This window comes from Mobilisporobacter senegalensis, assembly GCF_003752155.1.
GTDB lineage: Bacteria > Bacillota > Clostridia > Lachnospirales > Lachnospiraceae > Mobilisporobacter > Mobilisporobacter senegalensis.
The window spans coordinates 88873-104896 of record NZ_RJVG01000012.1 but is presented as its reverse complement, the minus strand read 5'-3'; the positions used below and the strand labels follow the sequence as shown (position 1 = coordinate 104896).

13 protein-coding genes are annotated in these 16024 nt (G+C 36.7%); 7 read left to right on the top strand and 6 right to left on the bottom strand.

Translation table 11 applies throughout. The annotated features are described in order from the left end of the window. The first annotated feature begins 370 nt into the window (after window positions 1-370). Complete coding sequence (locus EDD66_RS15980) at window positions 371-1669, top strand: basic secretory protein-like protein (RefSeq protein ID WP_123610585.1); 1299 nt, start codon at window positions 371-373, stop codon at window positions 1667-1669. 112 nt (window positions 1670-1781) lie between these two features. Here EDD66_RS15980 and rsmH read toward each other — a convergent pair whose 3' ends face one another. After that, entirely contained in the window at window positions 1782-2831 is a 1050-nt protein-coding gene (gene rsmH, locus EDD66_RS15975) for a 16S rRNA (cytosine(1402)-N(4))-methyltransferase RsmH (RefSeq protein WP_123610584.1), read from the bottom strand. 184 nt (window positions 2832-3015) lie between these two features. On the opposite strand from rsmH, the gene EDD66_RS15970 reads away from it, so the two are divergent. From EDD66_RS15970 to EDD66_RS15960, 3 genes are all read left to right on the top strand, one after another. Then, window positions 3016-3258: a hypothetical protein gene (locus EDD66_RS15970; protein ID WP_123610583.1), complete on the top strand. Its 243-nt coding sequence runs from the start codon at window positions 3016-3018 to the stop codon at window positions 3256-3258. 248 nt (window positions 3259-3506) lie between these two features. Beyond that, window positions 3507-5561, top strand: coding sequence for a methyl-accepting chemotaxis protein (locus EDD66_RS15965; protein WP_123610582.1), 2055 nt, complete (start codon window positions 3507-3509; stop codon window positions 5559-5561). Window positions 5562-5846: 285 nt separating this feature from the next. Beyond that, window positions 5847-7340, top strand: coding sequence for a sensor domain-containing diguanylate cyclase (locus EDD66_RS15960; protein WP_170164395.1), 1494 nt, complete (start codon window positions 5847-5849; stop codon window positions 7338-7340). A gap of 71 nt (window positions 7341-7411) precedes the next feature. Here EDD66_RS15960 and EDD66_RS15955 read toward each other — a convergent pair whose 3' ends face one another. The 5 genes from EDD66_RS15955 to EDD66_RS15935 are packed head-to-tail and all read right to left on the bottom strand — an operon-like array spanning window position 7412 to window position 11866. Then, window positions 7412-8530 (bottom strand): metal ABC transporter permease, encoded by a 1119-nt coding sequence (locus tag EDD66_RS15955; RefSeq protein WP_123610580.1) that lies wholly within the window; start codon window positions 8528-8530, stop codon window positions 7412-7414. Then, a complete protein-coding gene (locus tag EDD66_RS15950) occupies window positions 8514-9437 on the bottom strand; it encodes a metal ABC transporter permease (RefSeq protein ID WP_123610579.1) in 924 nt (307 codons plus the stop codon). Before EDD66_RS15950 ends, EDD66_RS15955 begins: the two co-directional genes overlap by 17 nt. Window positions 9438-9453: 16 nt before the next feature. Further along, window positions 9454-10212, bottom strand: a complete 759-nt coding sequence (locus EDD66_RS15945) for a metal ABC transporter ATP-binding protein (RefSeq protein WP_123610578.1) — start codon at window positions 10210-10212, stop codon at window positions 9454-9456. Window positions 10213-10248: 36 nt separating this feature from the next. Then, window positions 10249-11181, bottom strand: coding sequence for a metal ABC transporter solute-binding protein, Zn/Mn family (locus tag EDD66_RS15940; protein WP_123610577.1), 933 nt, complete (start codon window positions 11179-11181; stop codon window positions 10249-10251). Window positions 11182-11218: 37 nt separating this feature from the next. Next, entirely contained in the window at window positions 11219-11866 is a 648-nt protein-coding gene (locus tag EDD66_RS15935; protein ID WP_123610576.1) for a metal-dependent transcriptional regulator, read from the bottom strand. 322 nt (window positions 11867-12188) lie between these two features. On the opposite strand from EDD66_RS15935, the gene EDD66_RS15930 reads away from it, so the two are divergent. From EDD66_RS15930 to EDD66_RS15920, 3 genes are read left to right on the top strand one after another with little or no spacing between them, the layout of a single operon-like run. Further along, the gene (locus tag EDD66_RS15930) at window positions 12189-12818 is read left to right on the top strand and encodes a TetR/AcrR family transcriptional regulator (RefSeq protein ID WP_123610575.1); all 630 of its coding nucleotides are present in this window, start codon (window positions 12189-12191) and stop codon (window positions 12816-12818) included. After that, complete coding sequence (locus EDD66_RS15925) at window positions 12819-13517, top strand: ABC transporter ATP-binding protein (protein WP_123610574.1); 699 nt, start codon at window positions 12819-12821, stop codon at window positions 13515-13517. Beyond that, window positions 13517-15760, top strand: coding sequence for an ABC transporter permease (locus EDD66_RS15920; protein ID WP_123610573.1), 2244 nt, complete (start codon window positions 13517-13519; stop codon window positions 15758-15760). The genes EDD66_RS15925 and EDD66_RS15920 overlap by 1 nt, the downstream gene beginning before the upstream one ends. Window positions 15761-16024 lie beyond the last annotated feature (264 nt).

Here is a 16024-nt window from a genome sequence, read left to right as displayed (position 1 = left end):
GTAAATGAGAGTCAATGTTTTTATCTACAATAAAAACACATGTAAGGAATAAGTCAAATAATTAAGAATAAAGAAAGAGCAGGACCAATTTAAATGGATCCTGCTCTTTTTGGTATTGTATATTTCTAGGAATGTATAGATATATGATAGAGGATACAAGAAAATTTTAATAAAATAAGTATGCATCATGTTACAATTTGTCATATATAAGGGAATGAATTAGTGAATTACATGGTTCACTTATTAACAGTGGGAAATTTATATAAGATAAGCAGTCACTGACAAGAAAGGAGGTATAATTAAGTAATAACCTGCCTGGCAAAAGCCAGAAATCAGCTATATCAAAAAGTAAAAATTGGAGGTAAGATGTATGAAAAAGAGGTTTTTTAGTGTGTTTTTAGTTATGGCATTATTCTTTATGGGCCTGACTAAAGTGAATGTGCAGGCAGCAGAAAGTGTAGTTACTTTTTATAAGGACTCTAATAATACGGGGATATCTGTGGCACTGAATGTAGGAAATTACACAGCAGCCCAGTTAAGCGCAGCAGGATTTCCAAATGACATTATGTCTTCACTGACAGTACCTAATGGGTATCTTGTAGAAGTTTATGAACATGATAATTTTGAAGGGAGAAAATGGACATTTACCCAAAGTTCAAGTTTTGTAGGAAATGACTGCAACGATAAGATGTCATCGGTTAAGATTCTGGCAGCAGTATTCTATCGTGACAGGGATTATCGTGGAGACTCAATAGCATTACAACCGGGGGACTATAGATTGGAACAATTAAATGCAGCGGGAATCCCAAATGATTGGGTGTCTTCAATAAGAATCCCCAATGGCTGGACTGTAGAAGTCTATGAGAATAATAATTTTAATGGTACAAAATGGACATTTACTGCAAGCTCGACTTTTGTAGGGAATGATTGCAATGATAAGATGTCATCTGTCAGGATTAAAACCAGTTCTACGCCTGTTGGAGATTGGAGTAATTTTCAGGCTCCGACTGTGGTATTCATAGACAATGCAAAGGGGCACGAAGGTTCAAATATCTTCAGAACTGCAATTCCTAATGTAGAGCAGATGATGAAAGATACTTGCCTGGATATCTGTAAAAAGCTTTATAATAATAATAGTGAAGCGAGAAATAATTTTACAAAGCTTAATTTACTCTTAGAAAACAGTCCTGGTGTTGCATGGAAATATGGTGATGCACCTGAGATTTACATAGGTATCAGTGCACAGTATATTGCAGACTTCTATCATCGTAATGGCAATAATAATGAACTTCTGTTAAAAGAGGTCTCAGGCATATTGGCTCATGAAGGAACTCATGGCTATCAATATGCTCCTAAGAACTGTGGAACTTACCAACCGGGAACTGATTTTTTTGGGTTTATTGAAGGAACCGCAGATTATGTAAGAAATGTTACCAGGGGCTTTACACCTGAAAGGTATCCTAGGAAGGGCGGACACTGGACGGATGGATATAATACGACAGGATTCTTTATTGAATGGATTGTAAATAATAAAAAACCTACTTTTGCAATTGAACTTAATAGAACAGCCTCGGACTATTCAACCTGGAGCTGGGATACAGCCTGCAGAAATATTACAGGTGAAGGCGTTCAGGCATTGTGGAATCAGTATCAGCAATCACTTCAATAAATTAGTTAATAGGAACGAATCGATGAAATACTAACTGACAGAACAGTGGAAGGAGAACATAGAATCCTTCCACTGTTTTTATATTATAGGAATTACTGTTCCATATGAAAAATCAAGATTTTATAGCCCAACGTAATTTTGCGCAGCGGGCACGACTATTGGAATTACATTCGGATGGGGATGGGCGGATAGGTTCGGGAGCTATTTCCCTATAGATTCCTTCCCGGTAAAAATGCTTAAATGATTTTTTAACAAGACGATCTTCTCCTGAATGAAAAGTAAGGATAGCAACGCGCCCGCCCGAAGCTAAGGTGGCTGGAAGCTTCTCTAAAAAATCATACAATACTTCAAATTCATTATTCACATCAATCCGCAGTGCCTGAAAGCATCGCTGACAGGACTTTTTAATGGCATCGTTTCTATCTCCTTGTGGAATGAATTTAAGGGCATCTGTGATAACTTGCTGAAGCTTTGTTGTTGTTACTATATCGTTTCCTTTTTTGAATTCTAAGATAATGGCACGGGAGATTTCAGCAGAATATGGTTCATCTGCATTTTCAAGCAGCATACCCTGTAATTCCTCCTGAGAAATAGTTTTTAAACGCTGTGCTGCGGATATCCCTCTATCCGGATTCAACCGCAAGTCTAATGGTCCTTCGCTCTTATAGGTAAATCCACGTTCAGGATTGTCAATCTGCATGGAAGATACACCTAAATCTGCCAAAATGAAATTAAGTGGCCCTGTTTCTAAAGCGACCTGATCTATTTGGGAAAAATTCATTTGCTTGATTGTTAAAATTTCAGGACCGTATCCTAAGTGCTCTAAACGCTCCCTGGTACGTGGTAATTCAATTGGATCTACATCCAGTGAATACAGGTGTCCTTTTGAGTCTAAACATTTAAGAATCTCTAAAGTGTGCCCGCCATAACCTAATGTTGCATCTAATCCAGTTTGCCCGGGAGTAATCTGGAGGATTTCCAGTATTTCATTTACGCAGATAGAGCGATGCATACCAGCAGGCGTACTGCCTTTTTGAATCACCTTTGCCACGGCATCGGCATATTTTTCTGGCTGCAATTCTTTATATTTTTCATGAAAAGCTTTTGGATGAGTACCTTTATATCGAATACGCCGTTGATGTTTTGGTTCCTGATTATCCATTATGTGACTGTACCTCCATATTTTTTGTATTTTTAATATTGTTACAAATGATATGATATCAAATGCAATTCATAAAAGCAAATTTGTATATTTTGTTGGGTTTTGAGTAAAATGTAAATATCATGATATTTCTATTATTAAAAAAAGCAGATTGTGAAGACCTATTAAGGAGAAATGAAATAATATGAAAGAAAATAAATTTATATGCCCAATTTGCAATAGTAGTGATATGACTTTACGTCATGAAGTAAATTTTGTTTACTCATATAAAATTGATATAGATGAGCCGGGGTTAAAAAATTCAGAAGTATTTCTATCATATGAGTATGATAAACGTGAGAATAAATATAGCCGTGAATATATTGAATGTAATCGATGCGGAACCCAGTATCCCAACACCTTTCTTAACGGAATACTAGGCAATTAAGATATATGATCAGGTATAAGAAATATGTATTCTTACAGGATTATGGTGACAAAAAGTATTGCCATTATAGAAATATAGGCGGCAATACTTTTTTTATGATTCTGGTATCAACTTTTCATAAACTTAACATTTCTCTAAGTGACAATAAGTAATATTTATAGTATAATTTTCTTAACATAATAGTCATAATTAGACACAATGAGACAAAAATTCTGCTTTATGCAGAAATCAGAAAGGGAGGAAAATGTATGATATTTAAAAAAATTAGTACTAAGATGCTAGTAATTTTATTATCTGTTATTATTTTATCAATGATTACCTTATCCTTTGTCAGTTATTGGAGCAGTAGAGCAATTATTCAGAATCAAATCAGCGAAAATATGGATTCTGAATTAAATGCACAGATAAATAGTATCCAATTAAAGCTTCAAAAAATTGATACCATGGCCTCCCAGATTGCCAAAAGTGTGGAAAACACCTATAGTACAACGAAACTTGATCAATATGAAAAAATGTTAGAGAGCATGATATTTGATAGTGACCTGGTACTTGGAAGTGGTATTTGGTTTGAGCCTTACGTATATGATTCAAATGAAAAATATGTGGGGCCGTATGTATATAAAGAAGGGGACAAAGCTGTTACTACGTATGATTACAGTAATGCAGAGTATGATTATTTTTCTTATGACTGGTATAAAAATGCTATGACAGATTCCAGGGAGCCGGTATTTTCTACTCTTTATTATGATGAAACTTTAAAAGCTACCATGTCCTCCTGTACTGCACCAATGTATGACGCAAATGATAAATTTATTGGTGTTATAACGATTGATACTGAAATAACTCTAATACAGGATTTAATCAACAATATTAAAGTAGGTGATAAGGGCAGGGCAACATTGCTTACGAAAGATGGATTTTATATCACTAATGAAGATTCTGCGAAGGTATTAGCAGAAAAGATTACGGATAGTGGGAATAAATCTATAGCAGCCCTTGGCAGTGAAATCCTGAATAATGATAAAGGAGAAGGGCATTTTACGGAAGGAAATCAGGAATATGAAGTTTATTACAGCAGTGTTGAAGATTTAGGATGGAAAGTGTTAATACAGATACCAAAAGAAGAAGTTGACAGACCGGTTAACAACCTGTTTGTCAGACTGATGATAATATCCGGCATTGCTCTCCTCTTGTCAGCAGCAGTTATTATTTTACTGGTTAGAAACCTTACAAAAGGTATAAATAAGGCAAATCAATTTGCCCTGAATTTATCCAATGGAGACTTTACCACAGCAGAAATTAACATCAAATCAAAAGATGAGCTTGGGCAGTTGGGGAATTCCTTAAATAAGATGCTGGAGGAGAATAGAACTGTTATAAAATCCATATCTGCAGATTCTAAGAAAATTATTCAATCAGGGGAAGAACTGACAGAAACTTCAGAACAGCTGACTACCAATTTTGCAAAGATTAAAACTGCAATTAATGGCATTAATGAATCTATGATGAGTTCCAGTGCAACAACAGAAGAATTAAATGCATCGGTAGAGGAAGTGAATTCCTCAATCAATATTCTAAGCCAGGAAACCAATAAGAGTTATGAAATGGCGCTGGGAATTAAGGAAAGGGCAGAAGAGGTTGAAAAAATAAGTGAAATATCCTTTAAAGAGGCTACAAATCTAGCTGCTTCAAATGAAGTACTATTGAGAAAAAGTATGGAAGACGCAAAGATTGTAGAATCCATTGATACTATGGCAGAAGTAATTTCACAGATCGCAGAGCAGGTTAATTTATTATCTTTAAATGCTTCCATTGAAGCAGCCAGAGCAGGAGAACATGGAAAAGGATTTGCAGTTGTTGCAAAAGAAATAGGAAGCCTTGCATTCCAGACCACTTCTGCTATACAGGAGATTAAGCAGACCAATACCAAAGTACTGGAAGCTTTTCAAAATATTACAAATAACTCCAACCAGTTACTATTCTTTATTAAAGACAGGGTGACTCCGGATTATAAGAATTTTGTCCGGGTAGCAAACCAGTACGGACAGGATGCAAAAGATATACAGTCCACGGTAAGTAAAATTGCGGATATGACAAACAGCATTGACAAGATCATAGGAGAGGTTTCAGGGGCAATTCAGGATATTGCAATCTCCTCTCAAAATACGGCGTTAAACAGTGGTGAAATACTTAATAATGTGGATGTAGTTTATGGGCTGGCGAATAATATAGCCCAGTTGATTGACAAGGAAAAAGAAATATCAGATGATTTGGATGGTATGGTAAAGAAATTTAATATTTAGATATTATATCAGAGTGTTGAATGTATCTGTAAATGTATTAAAAGGGTTATTGCATGACAAATGATTGTTGCAATGACCCTTTATTATGTTTTTTTATAAAGCAAAGACAAAAATGGAATTGTTTGTTATAATCATAAGTGAATAAATCAAAGTAGTATCCGGAGTAATAGTTTAGTGAATAAAAAAGTATCTTGAGTGAGAGTATGACATATATATTTGTTTTATCATGGATGAAAAGACTTATATTACATGCTGGGATAATTGTTGTTAGAGGAAATGAATTGTATGGAATGGATAAGGGAAGGCTTGAAGCTTTTAGCAATAAAATATAATGATCAAAATAAACTGGACTTTGAAAAATATAATAGTTTACTTGTGTTAGGCAGAATCAGGATTATCTCTATGGCTACTATTGTTATGGCATTCTATTTTATGTATTTTGATTACATGGCAGTGAGAAATGGAGCAGATAAGGTTTATACAAAGACACTGATTACAGCACATATGATAAGTGTAGCCGCATCCATTCTATTTCTGCTGTTTTATAAAAGGATTATCAGAGAAGATAACAAAAAGAATTATAAAGTAATAACAACTATTCCTAAAATATATGTATTTCTATATGTGTTGGTAGGAGTGATTTCTTCTGTTAACAGCCAGCGGTTTACCGGAAATATCAATTCATATATTATTTTATCCTTAATTGCTGCAATAGGATTTACATTAAAACCATGGTTCATGTTATGTACTCTGGCAGCAAACCATATGATTTTCCTAAGGGGGATAGGGATATTATGTAAAGACATAAACATGCTTAGTACAAAGCAGATAAATTCAACGGCAATGATAGGAGTAGCATTAATACTTTCCATTTCTTTTTATAAATTTCGAATGAATGATTTTATATATAAAAGAAAGCTAAAAGAAAGTGAAGAAAACTTTAAAAAACTGTTTTATGTAAATCCATTTCCTGTCTTTATTACAAGGTTTGAGGATGGTAAGCTTATAAAAGCCAGTGAGAGGGCATACAGCCTGATGGGAATCCGGGAAGAGGAGACAGATGATCTGAGCAGTATTGATTTATATATGAGAGATGAAAACAGAGATTCCCTTACAGAGAAACTGAAAAAGAACGACAGTACCTATAATCATATTGTTGAATATGACATTAATGGTAAAAGTATATGGGCAACAGCAAACCATGAATTAATTGATTATCATGGTGAAAAATGCATATTAACCGGTATCATGGATATTACAGAAATCAGAAAGGCAGAAGAAGAACTTTCCCAATTTGCCTCTACAGATGTACTTACCGGGATAATGAATCGTAGAATAGGCCTGGAAAAAATACAGGAACTAATAAATGAATCAAAATACAGAGATATGGAATTCGTCCTTTGCTTTTTGGATATCAACGATTTGAAATATGTAAACGATACTTATGGACACAGAGAAGGAGATAGTTATATTAAAACCTTTTGCAGCCTGGTAAAGGAAGAAATTCATGAAGATGATGTGTTTTTCCGAATGGGAGGAGACGAATTCATCATAGTGTTTATGGATAAAACAATATCCGAGGCAGAAATTATCTGGAAAAGGCTTATGGCAAGCTTTCACAGGATAAATAAACAGGAATATATGCCTTATATGATAACAGCAAGCCATGGATTATTTTATTACAGGTCAGGTATGGAGTTCGATCTGGAACAGATTATTGATATTGCTGATAAGCAAATGTATAAGGAAAAGCTCTGGTATAAGAATAATTCTCGATAAACTTATGGAGAATAGAGAATTCCAAGGAAAAGGGTATGTTGTGGAATTTTCTATTCTCCTTAAGTCTATTTCTATTCTGAAAATAATGATTCATAATCAGAACGGCTCTTAAGCCGTCCTTGTTCTGTCAGTTTAAGGACTTCATTTTCGATTGTTATATTTCCTTCTTTTAACAGGATCTTTATAATTTTATCTATTAAAGCCTGCTCCCAATGGAAATGGATCGGTAATGTATGAATTCCGGCTTCTTCAATTTCATTTTCGTTGCCCTCGTGATTATATAAATGAAATAAAAGAGTCTTTTTCCCAAAATCTAATTTTTGTCTGTTCCGTCTTCTTAAAGAACTGACCAATCCTCTACGGGGAGCCGTTATAAATACTATTAAAAAGACAAGCCCTGTCATGACTGCCATACTGCCAGATATGGAGACATCAAATATTGCTGCAAGATAATATCCTGAAATACCATTTACTGCCCCTATTAATCCACTAAGGAAAAGCATACGTTTCAAATCATCTGTTAATAAATAGGCAGTAACAGGAGGACCAATCATAAAGGCAACCACTAATACGGAGCCGACTGCTTCAAAAGCCCCCACGGTTGTCAGGGATACGACCATCATCAGACCATAGTGGATGAGAGATGGGGAAAAACCAAGAACAGCAGCCAGCATGGGATCAAAAGTCACTACTTTTAATTCTTTGAAAAAAATGATAATAAAAGCCAGATTAATGATCAAAAGTACCGTTGCACTATAAATTGCCTTGGCACCAATATCATGGCCAAATATCACCATACGGTTAAATGGTGCAAATGCAAGTTCTCCCAACAGGACGGAATCTGTATCCAGATGGACGGACCCGGCATATCTTGTAATCAGGATAATAGCTATGGAAAACAAAAGAGGGAATACGATACCAATAGAGGCATCCTCCGATAGCAGTCTTGTGCGGTTCAGGGTTTCTGTAAGCCATACTGTTATAAGGCCCATTAATGTTGCGCCTGTAATCAGGAATGGAGAGGATAAATCATGAGTCAGGAAAAAGGCAAGGACAATTCCAAGGAGTATAGTATGGGTAATGGAGTCGGACATCATGGACATTTTCCTTAGAACCAGAAAAACTCCGGGTAATGAGCAGGCTATGGCAACGATTACTGCAATTAACTGAATTTCAAATTGTGGGGACATTTGTATCGCCTCCTTCGGTTTTTAGAAACAGTTTTAAATTTTTTCTGTGCATCATTTTTTGTACGATACCTCTTCCCGGTGCAAAAAGTACGCTGACTATAACAATACCGCTGATAAAAACAACAGTTGCCGGTCCGGTCGGTAATTTTTCTGCAAGAGAACTTGCGGCAGTCCCTCCAATACCAGATATTGCCCCGAAGAGAGCAGATAGCATTACCATGATCCAGAGTCGGTTGGTCCATTGTCTTGCTGCAACTGCAGGCGCAATCAGCATGGCACTCATAAGAATGACTCCTACGGTCTGCAAGCCTATAATAATTGTCATAACAATCATAAGAGATAATAAAAGGTTTAATTTATAGGTAGGAAATCCAAGGCTTTTTGCATATTCAGGATCAAAAATATAAAGTTTAAATTCTTTCCAGAACAAAACTACAAATGTAAGAAGTATCACACCGCAGATTAACATAAAATATACATCTTTTTTCAGAAGAGTAGATGCCTGCCCAAAGATAAAACGTTTTAATCCAGCCTGATTGGAATCGGGAATTTTCTGTACATATGTCAAAAGCACCAGCCCGCATCCAAAAAATACAGACATTACAAGTGCCAGAGCGCTGTCAAATTTAATTCGTGTGTGTTTAACAATACTGATGATAAATAAAGTGGCCATCAAACCGGATATGAGAGCACCAAGCAGAAGGATCTGGGTGTCTTTGCTTCCTGTCAGTACAAAAGCCATAACGACACCCGGCAGAGCTGCATGGGATACTCCATCACCTAATAAACTTTGTTTACGCAGTACCGCAAAGCTTCCAAGGACTCCGCTGATCAGTCCCAGAATCATGGAACCTAAGGCTACGGTCTGAAAGGTATAATCTTTAAATATATAGATAAGATTCTCCATAAAAAATCCTCCTTTCTTAAACTGCACTTTTTAATAGATTACCGGTGCTGTGATAAGCTTTCTTTAAATTCTGCTCATGAAAAACTTCTTCTACCGGACCGCTTGCGATTACTTTTATATTAATCAGGGTAACCCAGTCGAAATACTCAGATACAGTCTGTAAGTCATGGTGTACCACCACTACGGTTTTTCCTGATTCCTTTAATTCTTTCAGCAATGCAATAATTGCTTTTTCCGTCTGGACATCAACTCCTTTAAATGGTTCATCCATAAAGTAAATATCTGCTGTCTGCATTAAGGCTCTCGCTAAAAAAACTCTTTGCTGCTGTCCGCCGGATAACTGGCTGATTTGACGGAGAGCATAATCTTCCATACCAACTTTTTTCAAGTTTTCCATAGCATTATCCTTATCTTTTTTACCGGGACGTTTTATGAATCCCAGTTTTCCATAACAGCCCATAAGTACAATATCCAGTACAGTTGCGGGGAAATCCCAGTCCACACTTCCACTTTGAGGAACATAGGCAACTTTATTTTTCAGTTTACGGAGACTGTTATCCGCCTCATGAAAAAAACGGACTGTTCCTGAAACCGGGACTAAAAGTCCAAGCATGGCTTTTATTAAAGTAGTTTTACCTGCTCCATTCGGACCGATGACTGCCATCAGCTTACCCTGGGGAATATTTAGATCAATATCCCACAATACAGGTTTTAGGTCATAAGCGACAGTTAAATCTTCTATTTGAACTGCATAATCTACTCTCTTTAATTCCATAAAAAACACCTCCTTTTTATATATTCAAACGGACTGCTATTTTAAAGCGTCCACAATTGTATCAATATTGGATTTTACGGTCAGGATATAAGTATTAGCGTCAGAGTCTTCACTGCCTAAAGAGTCAGAATAAAGCTGCCCGCCTATAGCTACATCAAATCCATTGGCTTTTACTGCAGCCTGTAGAGCCTCTATAGTTTTTGGAGGCACAGAGGATTCTACGAAAATAGCTTTTATTTTCTTTTCCGTAATGAAACTGGCTAAATTACTGACATCCCCGGTTCCAGCCTCTGCATCAGTACTGATACCCTGTAATCCTCTTACTTCAAAGCCATAAGCTCTGCCAAAATAACTAAAAGCATCATGAGCTGTGATTAAAATCCTTTGTTCTTTTGGAAGTTCTGACACTCTGTTTTTCATATATGCATCTAAATCATCTAATTCTATGAGATATGATTTCAGGTTCTCTGCATAATCCTTCTCATGGCCGGGATCGGCTTCCGATAATTTATCCGCCACGATCTGTGCAGCATCTTTCCAAAGAGAAACATCGAACCAGATATGAGGGTCGTGTACAGAGGTATCCTCTGCCCAGGATAACAGATCTTCTTCCTGAATCCCATCTTCTATACATATAACGGTACTTCCACGGTCTGTGAGGGATTCAAAAATTTCACCCATTTTGCCTTCAAGATGCAGGCCGTTATAAACTACAATGTCAGCTTCCTGCATACGTGTAACATCCCCGGCACTTGCCTGGTAAAGATGGGGATCGATTCCCGGTCCCATAAGACCGTTCACTGCAACATGTTCCTGACCGATAACTTCAGCCAGGTCTGCCAGCATGGTGGTAGTCGCTACAATATTTAAGGTGTCGGAATCCTTTACAGAAACTGCATTCTGGCAGCCCGTTAAAATTAAGGACAGAATCAAACCTAAACCAATTAAATTTATAAATTTTCTAAACATAAAAAACCTCCATTCATTTAATATTAAAATTATAATGTTAAATTTCAGATACAAAAATCTGACAGGCAGCTTTGTAACTGATCTGAATTATTTTTTCTTCCAGAGATAGGGTAAAGGGACCTTCATAAGCCCCAATGGAAATTACTGTAACCTGACTCCCGATTTCAATTCCCTGATCCTGTAAATAGTCCAGGAAGTCTTTTTCTTCAAGAACCTGTCTTATCTGTGAAGTTTCTCCAACTTTCAAGTCGGCAATGGAAATTAGTGAAACTTCTTCCATTTGTCCGTCCGATTTTGGTATTACACTGCCATGAGGGCAGTAAGCAGGGTAATTTAAGAACCGATCAAGGCGGTCTGTAAGCCGGGCAGGGGAAATGTGTTCTAAGAGTTCTGCATCTTCATGTGCTTCGCTCCAGGTGTATCCTAAGTGCCGAATGAAAAAAACTTCCCATAAGCGGTGTCCCCGCAAGAGTGAAAATGCAATCTTTAGTCCCTCCTTAGTAAGTTGGGATCCTTTGTAAGGTGTAATGGTAAGTAGTCCTTCCTTACCTAATTTATTCAGCATTTCAGTTACAGATGCGGGCGTTATCCCCAGAACCTGTGCCATTTGTTTATTACTTACCAGATGATTGGAACCACCCAGTTTATATAGTTCTTTTAAATAATCTTCTTTGTTTGGTGTCATATAATACCTCCTAATTTAGGTAAGCCTAATTTTATTTTATTATATGCCTAAATTATAAAAAGTGCAACTGATTCTTATTAATATTGGATTATTTTTTAATTTTAGAGTGTAATAAGTTAGATGGCACTAAGAAAGTTTCATTAACCTAATATATTAATTGAATAAAAAAATGTTACACAGGGCATTAGAAACTTACAAATCAACACCGATGTTTATGATCGCAGCTCATAATTAAAAATATATTGACCACCCTGGTCACTTGGAGTATAATAGCAAGTGACCAGGGTGGTCATTGTTTTGTTTCCATATAGAGAAGAGGTGAATGGTCATTTATCAGAAATTTTTTAATTTAGAGAAAGAGAAACAGGAACGTATTATTAACGCGGCTCTTAAAGAATTTACAAAGAATGGTTATGAAAAGGCTTCTACAAATGAGATCATTAAGGAAGCTGAAATATCAAAAGGATCATTATTTCAATATTTTAACAACAAGAAGGAATTGTATTTATTTTTACTTGATTATGTAGTTGAGATCATTAATAAAATTTACGATGAGATAAATTTCAATGAAACAGATTATTTTAACAGAACGAAAGAAATAGGATTTATAAAATTTGAAATTATGAAAAGATTTCCCCAGGCATTTGATTTTCTTAAAACAATCGCCAATGAGGATAGCAGGGATGTAAAATCTGAAATCCAAAAAATAAGGAAGCTGGCAATAGAAGAAGGGTTTGGAAAAGGATACCAAAATATTGATTGGACAAAATTCCGTGATGATATGGATATTAACAAAATGAAAGATATTATCAGCTGGACATTTTTAAGTTTCTCCCAGCAGCAAATAAGCAAAATAAATTCTTTTGAGGTCATGGACAGAGAAGTGCTTAAAGAATGGGATGAATATTTTGATATTTTGAAACGGTGTTTTTATAAAAAGGAGGAGAAATAAATGTTTATTGAAGGTTTAAACCTGGAGAAAAGTTATGGTGCCGGCGAAGTGAAAACGGAAGTATTAAAGGGAATTGAACTAAAACTTAATAAAGGTGAGATTGGTGTTATCCTTGGGCCCTCAGGTTCAGGCAAGTCCACATTAATGAATATCATCGGAGGAGTGGACCGGGCGGACGGGGGCAGCGTATCTATTGATGGGATTGAAATAACCCGGCTTAGTGACGATCAATTGACCGAATACCGTCGGGAAAGTGTTGGTTTCATATTTCAATTTTACAATCTTGTTCCCAATTTGACGGTTTCTGAAAATATTGAAGTTTGTTCTAATATCAGCAAGTCGCCCCTTAAAATCGATGAAGTATTAGAAGCGGTAGGGCTTCTTGATAAAAAGAATCGTTTTCCAAGAGAATTAAGCGGAGGCGAGCAGCAAAGAGTATCTATTGCCAGAGCAATCGTTAAGAATCCTAAATTGTTACTTTGCGATGAACCAACGGGTGCACTTGATTTTCAGACTTCCAGAAGCATACTTAAGCTCTTGCAGCAGGTGAATAAAAAATATGGAACAACCATTTTGATGATAACCCATAATGGAGCTATTGGAGCTATGGCAAACAGGGTCTTCAAACTCAGGAGCGGGCAGATTGTGGAAGAAACGATGAATCAAACTATAGTTCCAGCGGAAAGGATTGAGTGGTAATGGCTTTAAATAAAAGAGTTTGGCGGATATTAAAGGAAAATAAACTACGGTACATTGGGATTCTTATACTGATCATCCTTGGAAGTTATACCTTTATTGCAGCTGTGGGAATTTCTCAAAATCTCGATAGGTTGATTACCACCTTTACAGAGGGGAATATACAGGAAGATCTTTCTTTTAAAGGGGATAAGAATATTACCAATATTCCGGAATTAGAGAAAGAGGCAAATGCAATCATCGAAGGATCAAAAAGCTTTGATGCTGTATTAAATGATTCACTTACTTTGAGGCTCCTTGGTAAAACAGAAAAGATCAATATTCCTTCTGTCATAGAGGGGAGAAATCTTTCTCAACGGGGGGAAATATTACTGGATCCTGCCTTTGCCAAAGCGAATGGTTACAAAGTAGGAAGCAGTATCAGTGGGGCAGGTAAAACTTTTCAGATTGTGGGCCTTGTATCTCTGCCCCATTATATATATCCATTAAAAAATGTAAATGATATCATGGTATCTCCCGATAATTTTGGAGTTGGTGTTATAAGCTCTGAAGATTTTCAGGATATAGATAATGCTTCCGTTATTTATTCCGTGAAATTTAATGATAGAACCCAGAGCCTTAATAAACAGGCGGCACAATTTCGTAAGGATTTACATGAAGAAGGGATAACAGAATCGGAGTGGGTTGATATTATGAGCAACAAACGTGCAAGAATGCCCTGGGCTTCCATAACCGGTCTGAAAACTATGAGCATACCGCTGCCAGCCGCAATGTTCCTTCTGTGCTGTTTTATTGTCGGTATTATGATATGGCGCATGATACGTCATGAATCAGTGATTATTGGGACACTTTACGCCCAGGGATATCGCCGGCGTGAGTTAATGGGACAGTATATGGCTATTCCTTTGCTGCTTGCTATTACAGGGGGAGTGACAGGAAGTATGCTGGCGCTGCCGTCCATCCCACCATCGGTTATGGCTATGGTTTCTTATTACAATATCCCTGTCACAGGAATTCAATTAAATATCCTGAATGTCTTTATGGGAATCATGATGCCTATACTATTCTTAGGTTTAAGCAGTTATCTGGTTATACGTTCAGAATTAAAACGTTCACCAGCGGAGCTTATGAAGGGGGATAAGCAAAAAACCAAGGTTAATTTCTTAGAACGTGGACTTAAGCTGGAAAGATTCAGATTCAGTACAAAATTCAAGCTTCGTGAGCAGCTTAGAAGTATCTCACGGCTTATGTTTCTCTTCTTAGGTGTTACCAGCGCATCTGTCCTCATGCTCTTTGGCTTCACGATCATGAGTTCTTTTGATCATGCATTCAATACCACGGACACCTATCAGTTTGAATACGAATACGCTTTCAAAGATCTACAGTATGGTGAGGCGCCAAAAGGGGCAGAGGTTTTCAGCGCTGGAAGGTTCTATCCCGAAAATAATGAGAAAATTGAATTCTATATCAGTGGTGTAGAGCCGGATTCTACGATTCTGACCCTTAAGGATAGCAAAGGAAATCTGCTTCCAAATGACCGGACCAACATTACAAAACCTTTGGCAGACCGGTTAGGCATTAAAGCAGGTGATGACGTAAGTTTCATAAACAAGGAGGATGGGAAGGCATACACTTTTCATATTGACGCGGTTGCTGATTCTTCCATGGAACAATTTATCTTTATGCCGATAGATAAACTGAATGCACAGCTGAAACTTCCAGAGAACAGCTACATGGGATTATGGAGTACAATTAAGCTGGATATTTCCGATGAACTGCTTTCAGGAACAAAGAAGTTAAGTGAGATTCCAAATGCCATGGATGAAATGTTAGGGACGATGGTTTCCATGGTAGTGATGATGACAATTATCTCCTGCGTTGTGGCTCTGATCATTCTTTATCTTGTGACCTCATTAATTATTGAAGAGAATAAGAATACTATCTCACTTTTCAAGATATTTGGCTACAAGCGTAGTGAAATCAGGTCTCTGATACTAAATAGTTCAACTTTTGTCATCGTGGCCGGGTATCTGATCAGCATTCCTTTTGTGGCAGTGTCATTTGGTGCAATGTATGGTTATCTTGGTTCTACGATAAATCTGGTACTGCCGACGGTGATCAGTCCATTTTATGTAGTTCTCTGTTTTGTGGTCATTATGCTGACCTATCAGCTTAGTAAGCTGATGTGCGCAAAGAAAGTGAACGGAGTCACTCCAAGCGAGGCTTTAAAAGTTGGTACGGAATAAATTTAGATAGTTTAATAAAGTAAAGAAGAGGCTTTTGCAAAAATATAAGATTCTCTGTATATAAGAAGAAACTTTATATTTCATAGATAATTTGTGCGATGTATGTGCGAAAAGCGGCAAGATGGAGAATGCCGCTGTCTTTCGCGCGATGGAGCACAAATTTCGAGAAATATAAAGTTCTTCTAAATTCCAGAAAAATATATTTTGCAAAAGCCCCTTTTTTAATTCAAAGATAAAGAGGACAGCCATTTGTAATTATCTGTT

Excerpts from the sequence above, each read along its gene's own strand:
- EDD66_RS15940 (WP_123610577.1), bottom strand. The coding sequence starts at position 11,181 with ATGTTTAGAAAATTTATAAATTTAATTGGTTTAGGTTTGATTCTGTCC.
- EDD66_RS15980 (WP_123610585.1), top strand. The coding sequence starts at position 371 with ATGAAAAAGAGGTTTTTTAGTGTGTTTTTAGTTATGGCATTATTCTTT.
- EDD66_RS15970 (WP_123610583.1), top strand. The coding sequence starts at position 3,016 with ATGAAAGAAAATAAATTTATATGCCCAATTTGCAATAGTAGTGATATG.
- EDD66_RS15935 (WP_123610576.1), bottom strand. The coding sequence starts at position 11,866 with ATGACACCAAACAAAGAAGATTATTTAAAAGAACTATATAAACTGGGT.
- EDD66_RS15930 (WP_123610575.1), top strand. The coding sequence starts at position 12,189 with ATGGTCATTTATCAGAAATTTTTTAATTTAGAGAAAGAGAAACAGGAA.
- EDD66_RS15960 (WP_170164395.1), top strand. The coding sequence starts at position 5,847 with ATGGAATGGATAAGGGAAGGCTTGAAGCTTTTAGCAATAAAATATAAT.
- EDD66_RS15955 (WP_123610580.1), bottom strand. The coding sequence starts at position 8,530 with ATGTCCCCACAATTTGAAATTCAGTTAATTGCAGTAATCGTTGCCATA.
- EDD66_RS15950 (WP_123610579.1), bottom strand. The coding sequence starts at position 9,437 with ATGGAGAATCTTATCTATATATTTAAAGATTATACCTTTCAGACCGTA.
- EDD66_RS15965 (WP_123610582.1), top strand. The coding sequence starts at position 3,507 with ATGATATTTAAAAAAATTAGTACTAAGATGCTAGTAATTTTATTATCT.
- EDD66_RS15925 (WP_123610574.1), top strand. The coding sequence starts at position 12,819 with ATGTTTATTGAAGGTTTAAACCTGGAGAAAAGTTATGGTGCCGGCGAA.
- rsmH (WP_123610584.1), bottom strand. The coding sequence starts at position 2,831 with ATGGATAATCAGGAACCAAAACATCAACGGCGTATTCGATATAAAGGT.
- EDD66_RS15945 (WP_123610578.1), bottom strand. The coding sequence starts at position 10,212 with ATGGAATTAAAGAGAGTAGATTATGCAGTTCAAATAGAAGATTTAACT.
- EDD66_RS15920 (WP_123610573.1), top strand. The coding sequence starts at position 13,517 with ATGGCTTTAAATAAAAGAGTTTGGCGGATATTAAAGGAAAATAAACTA.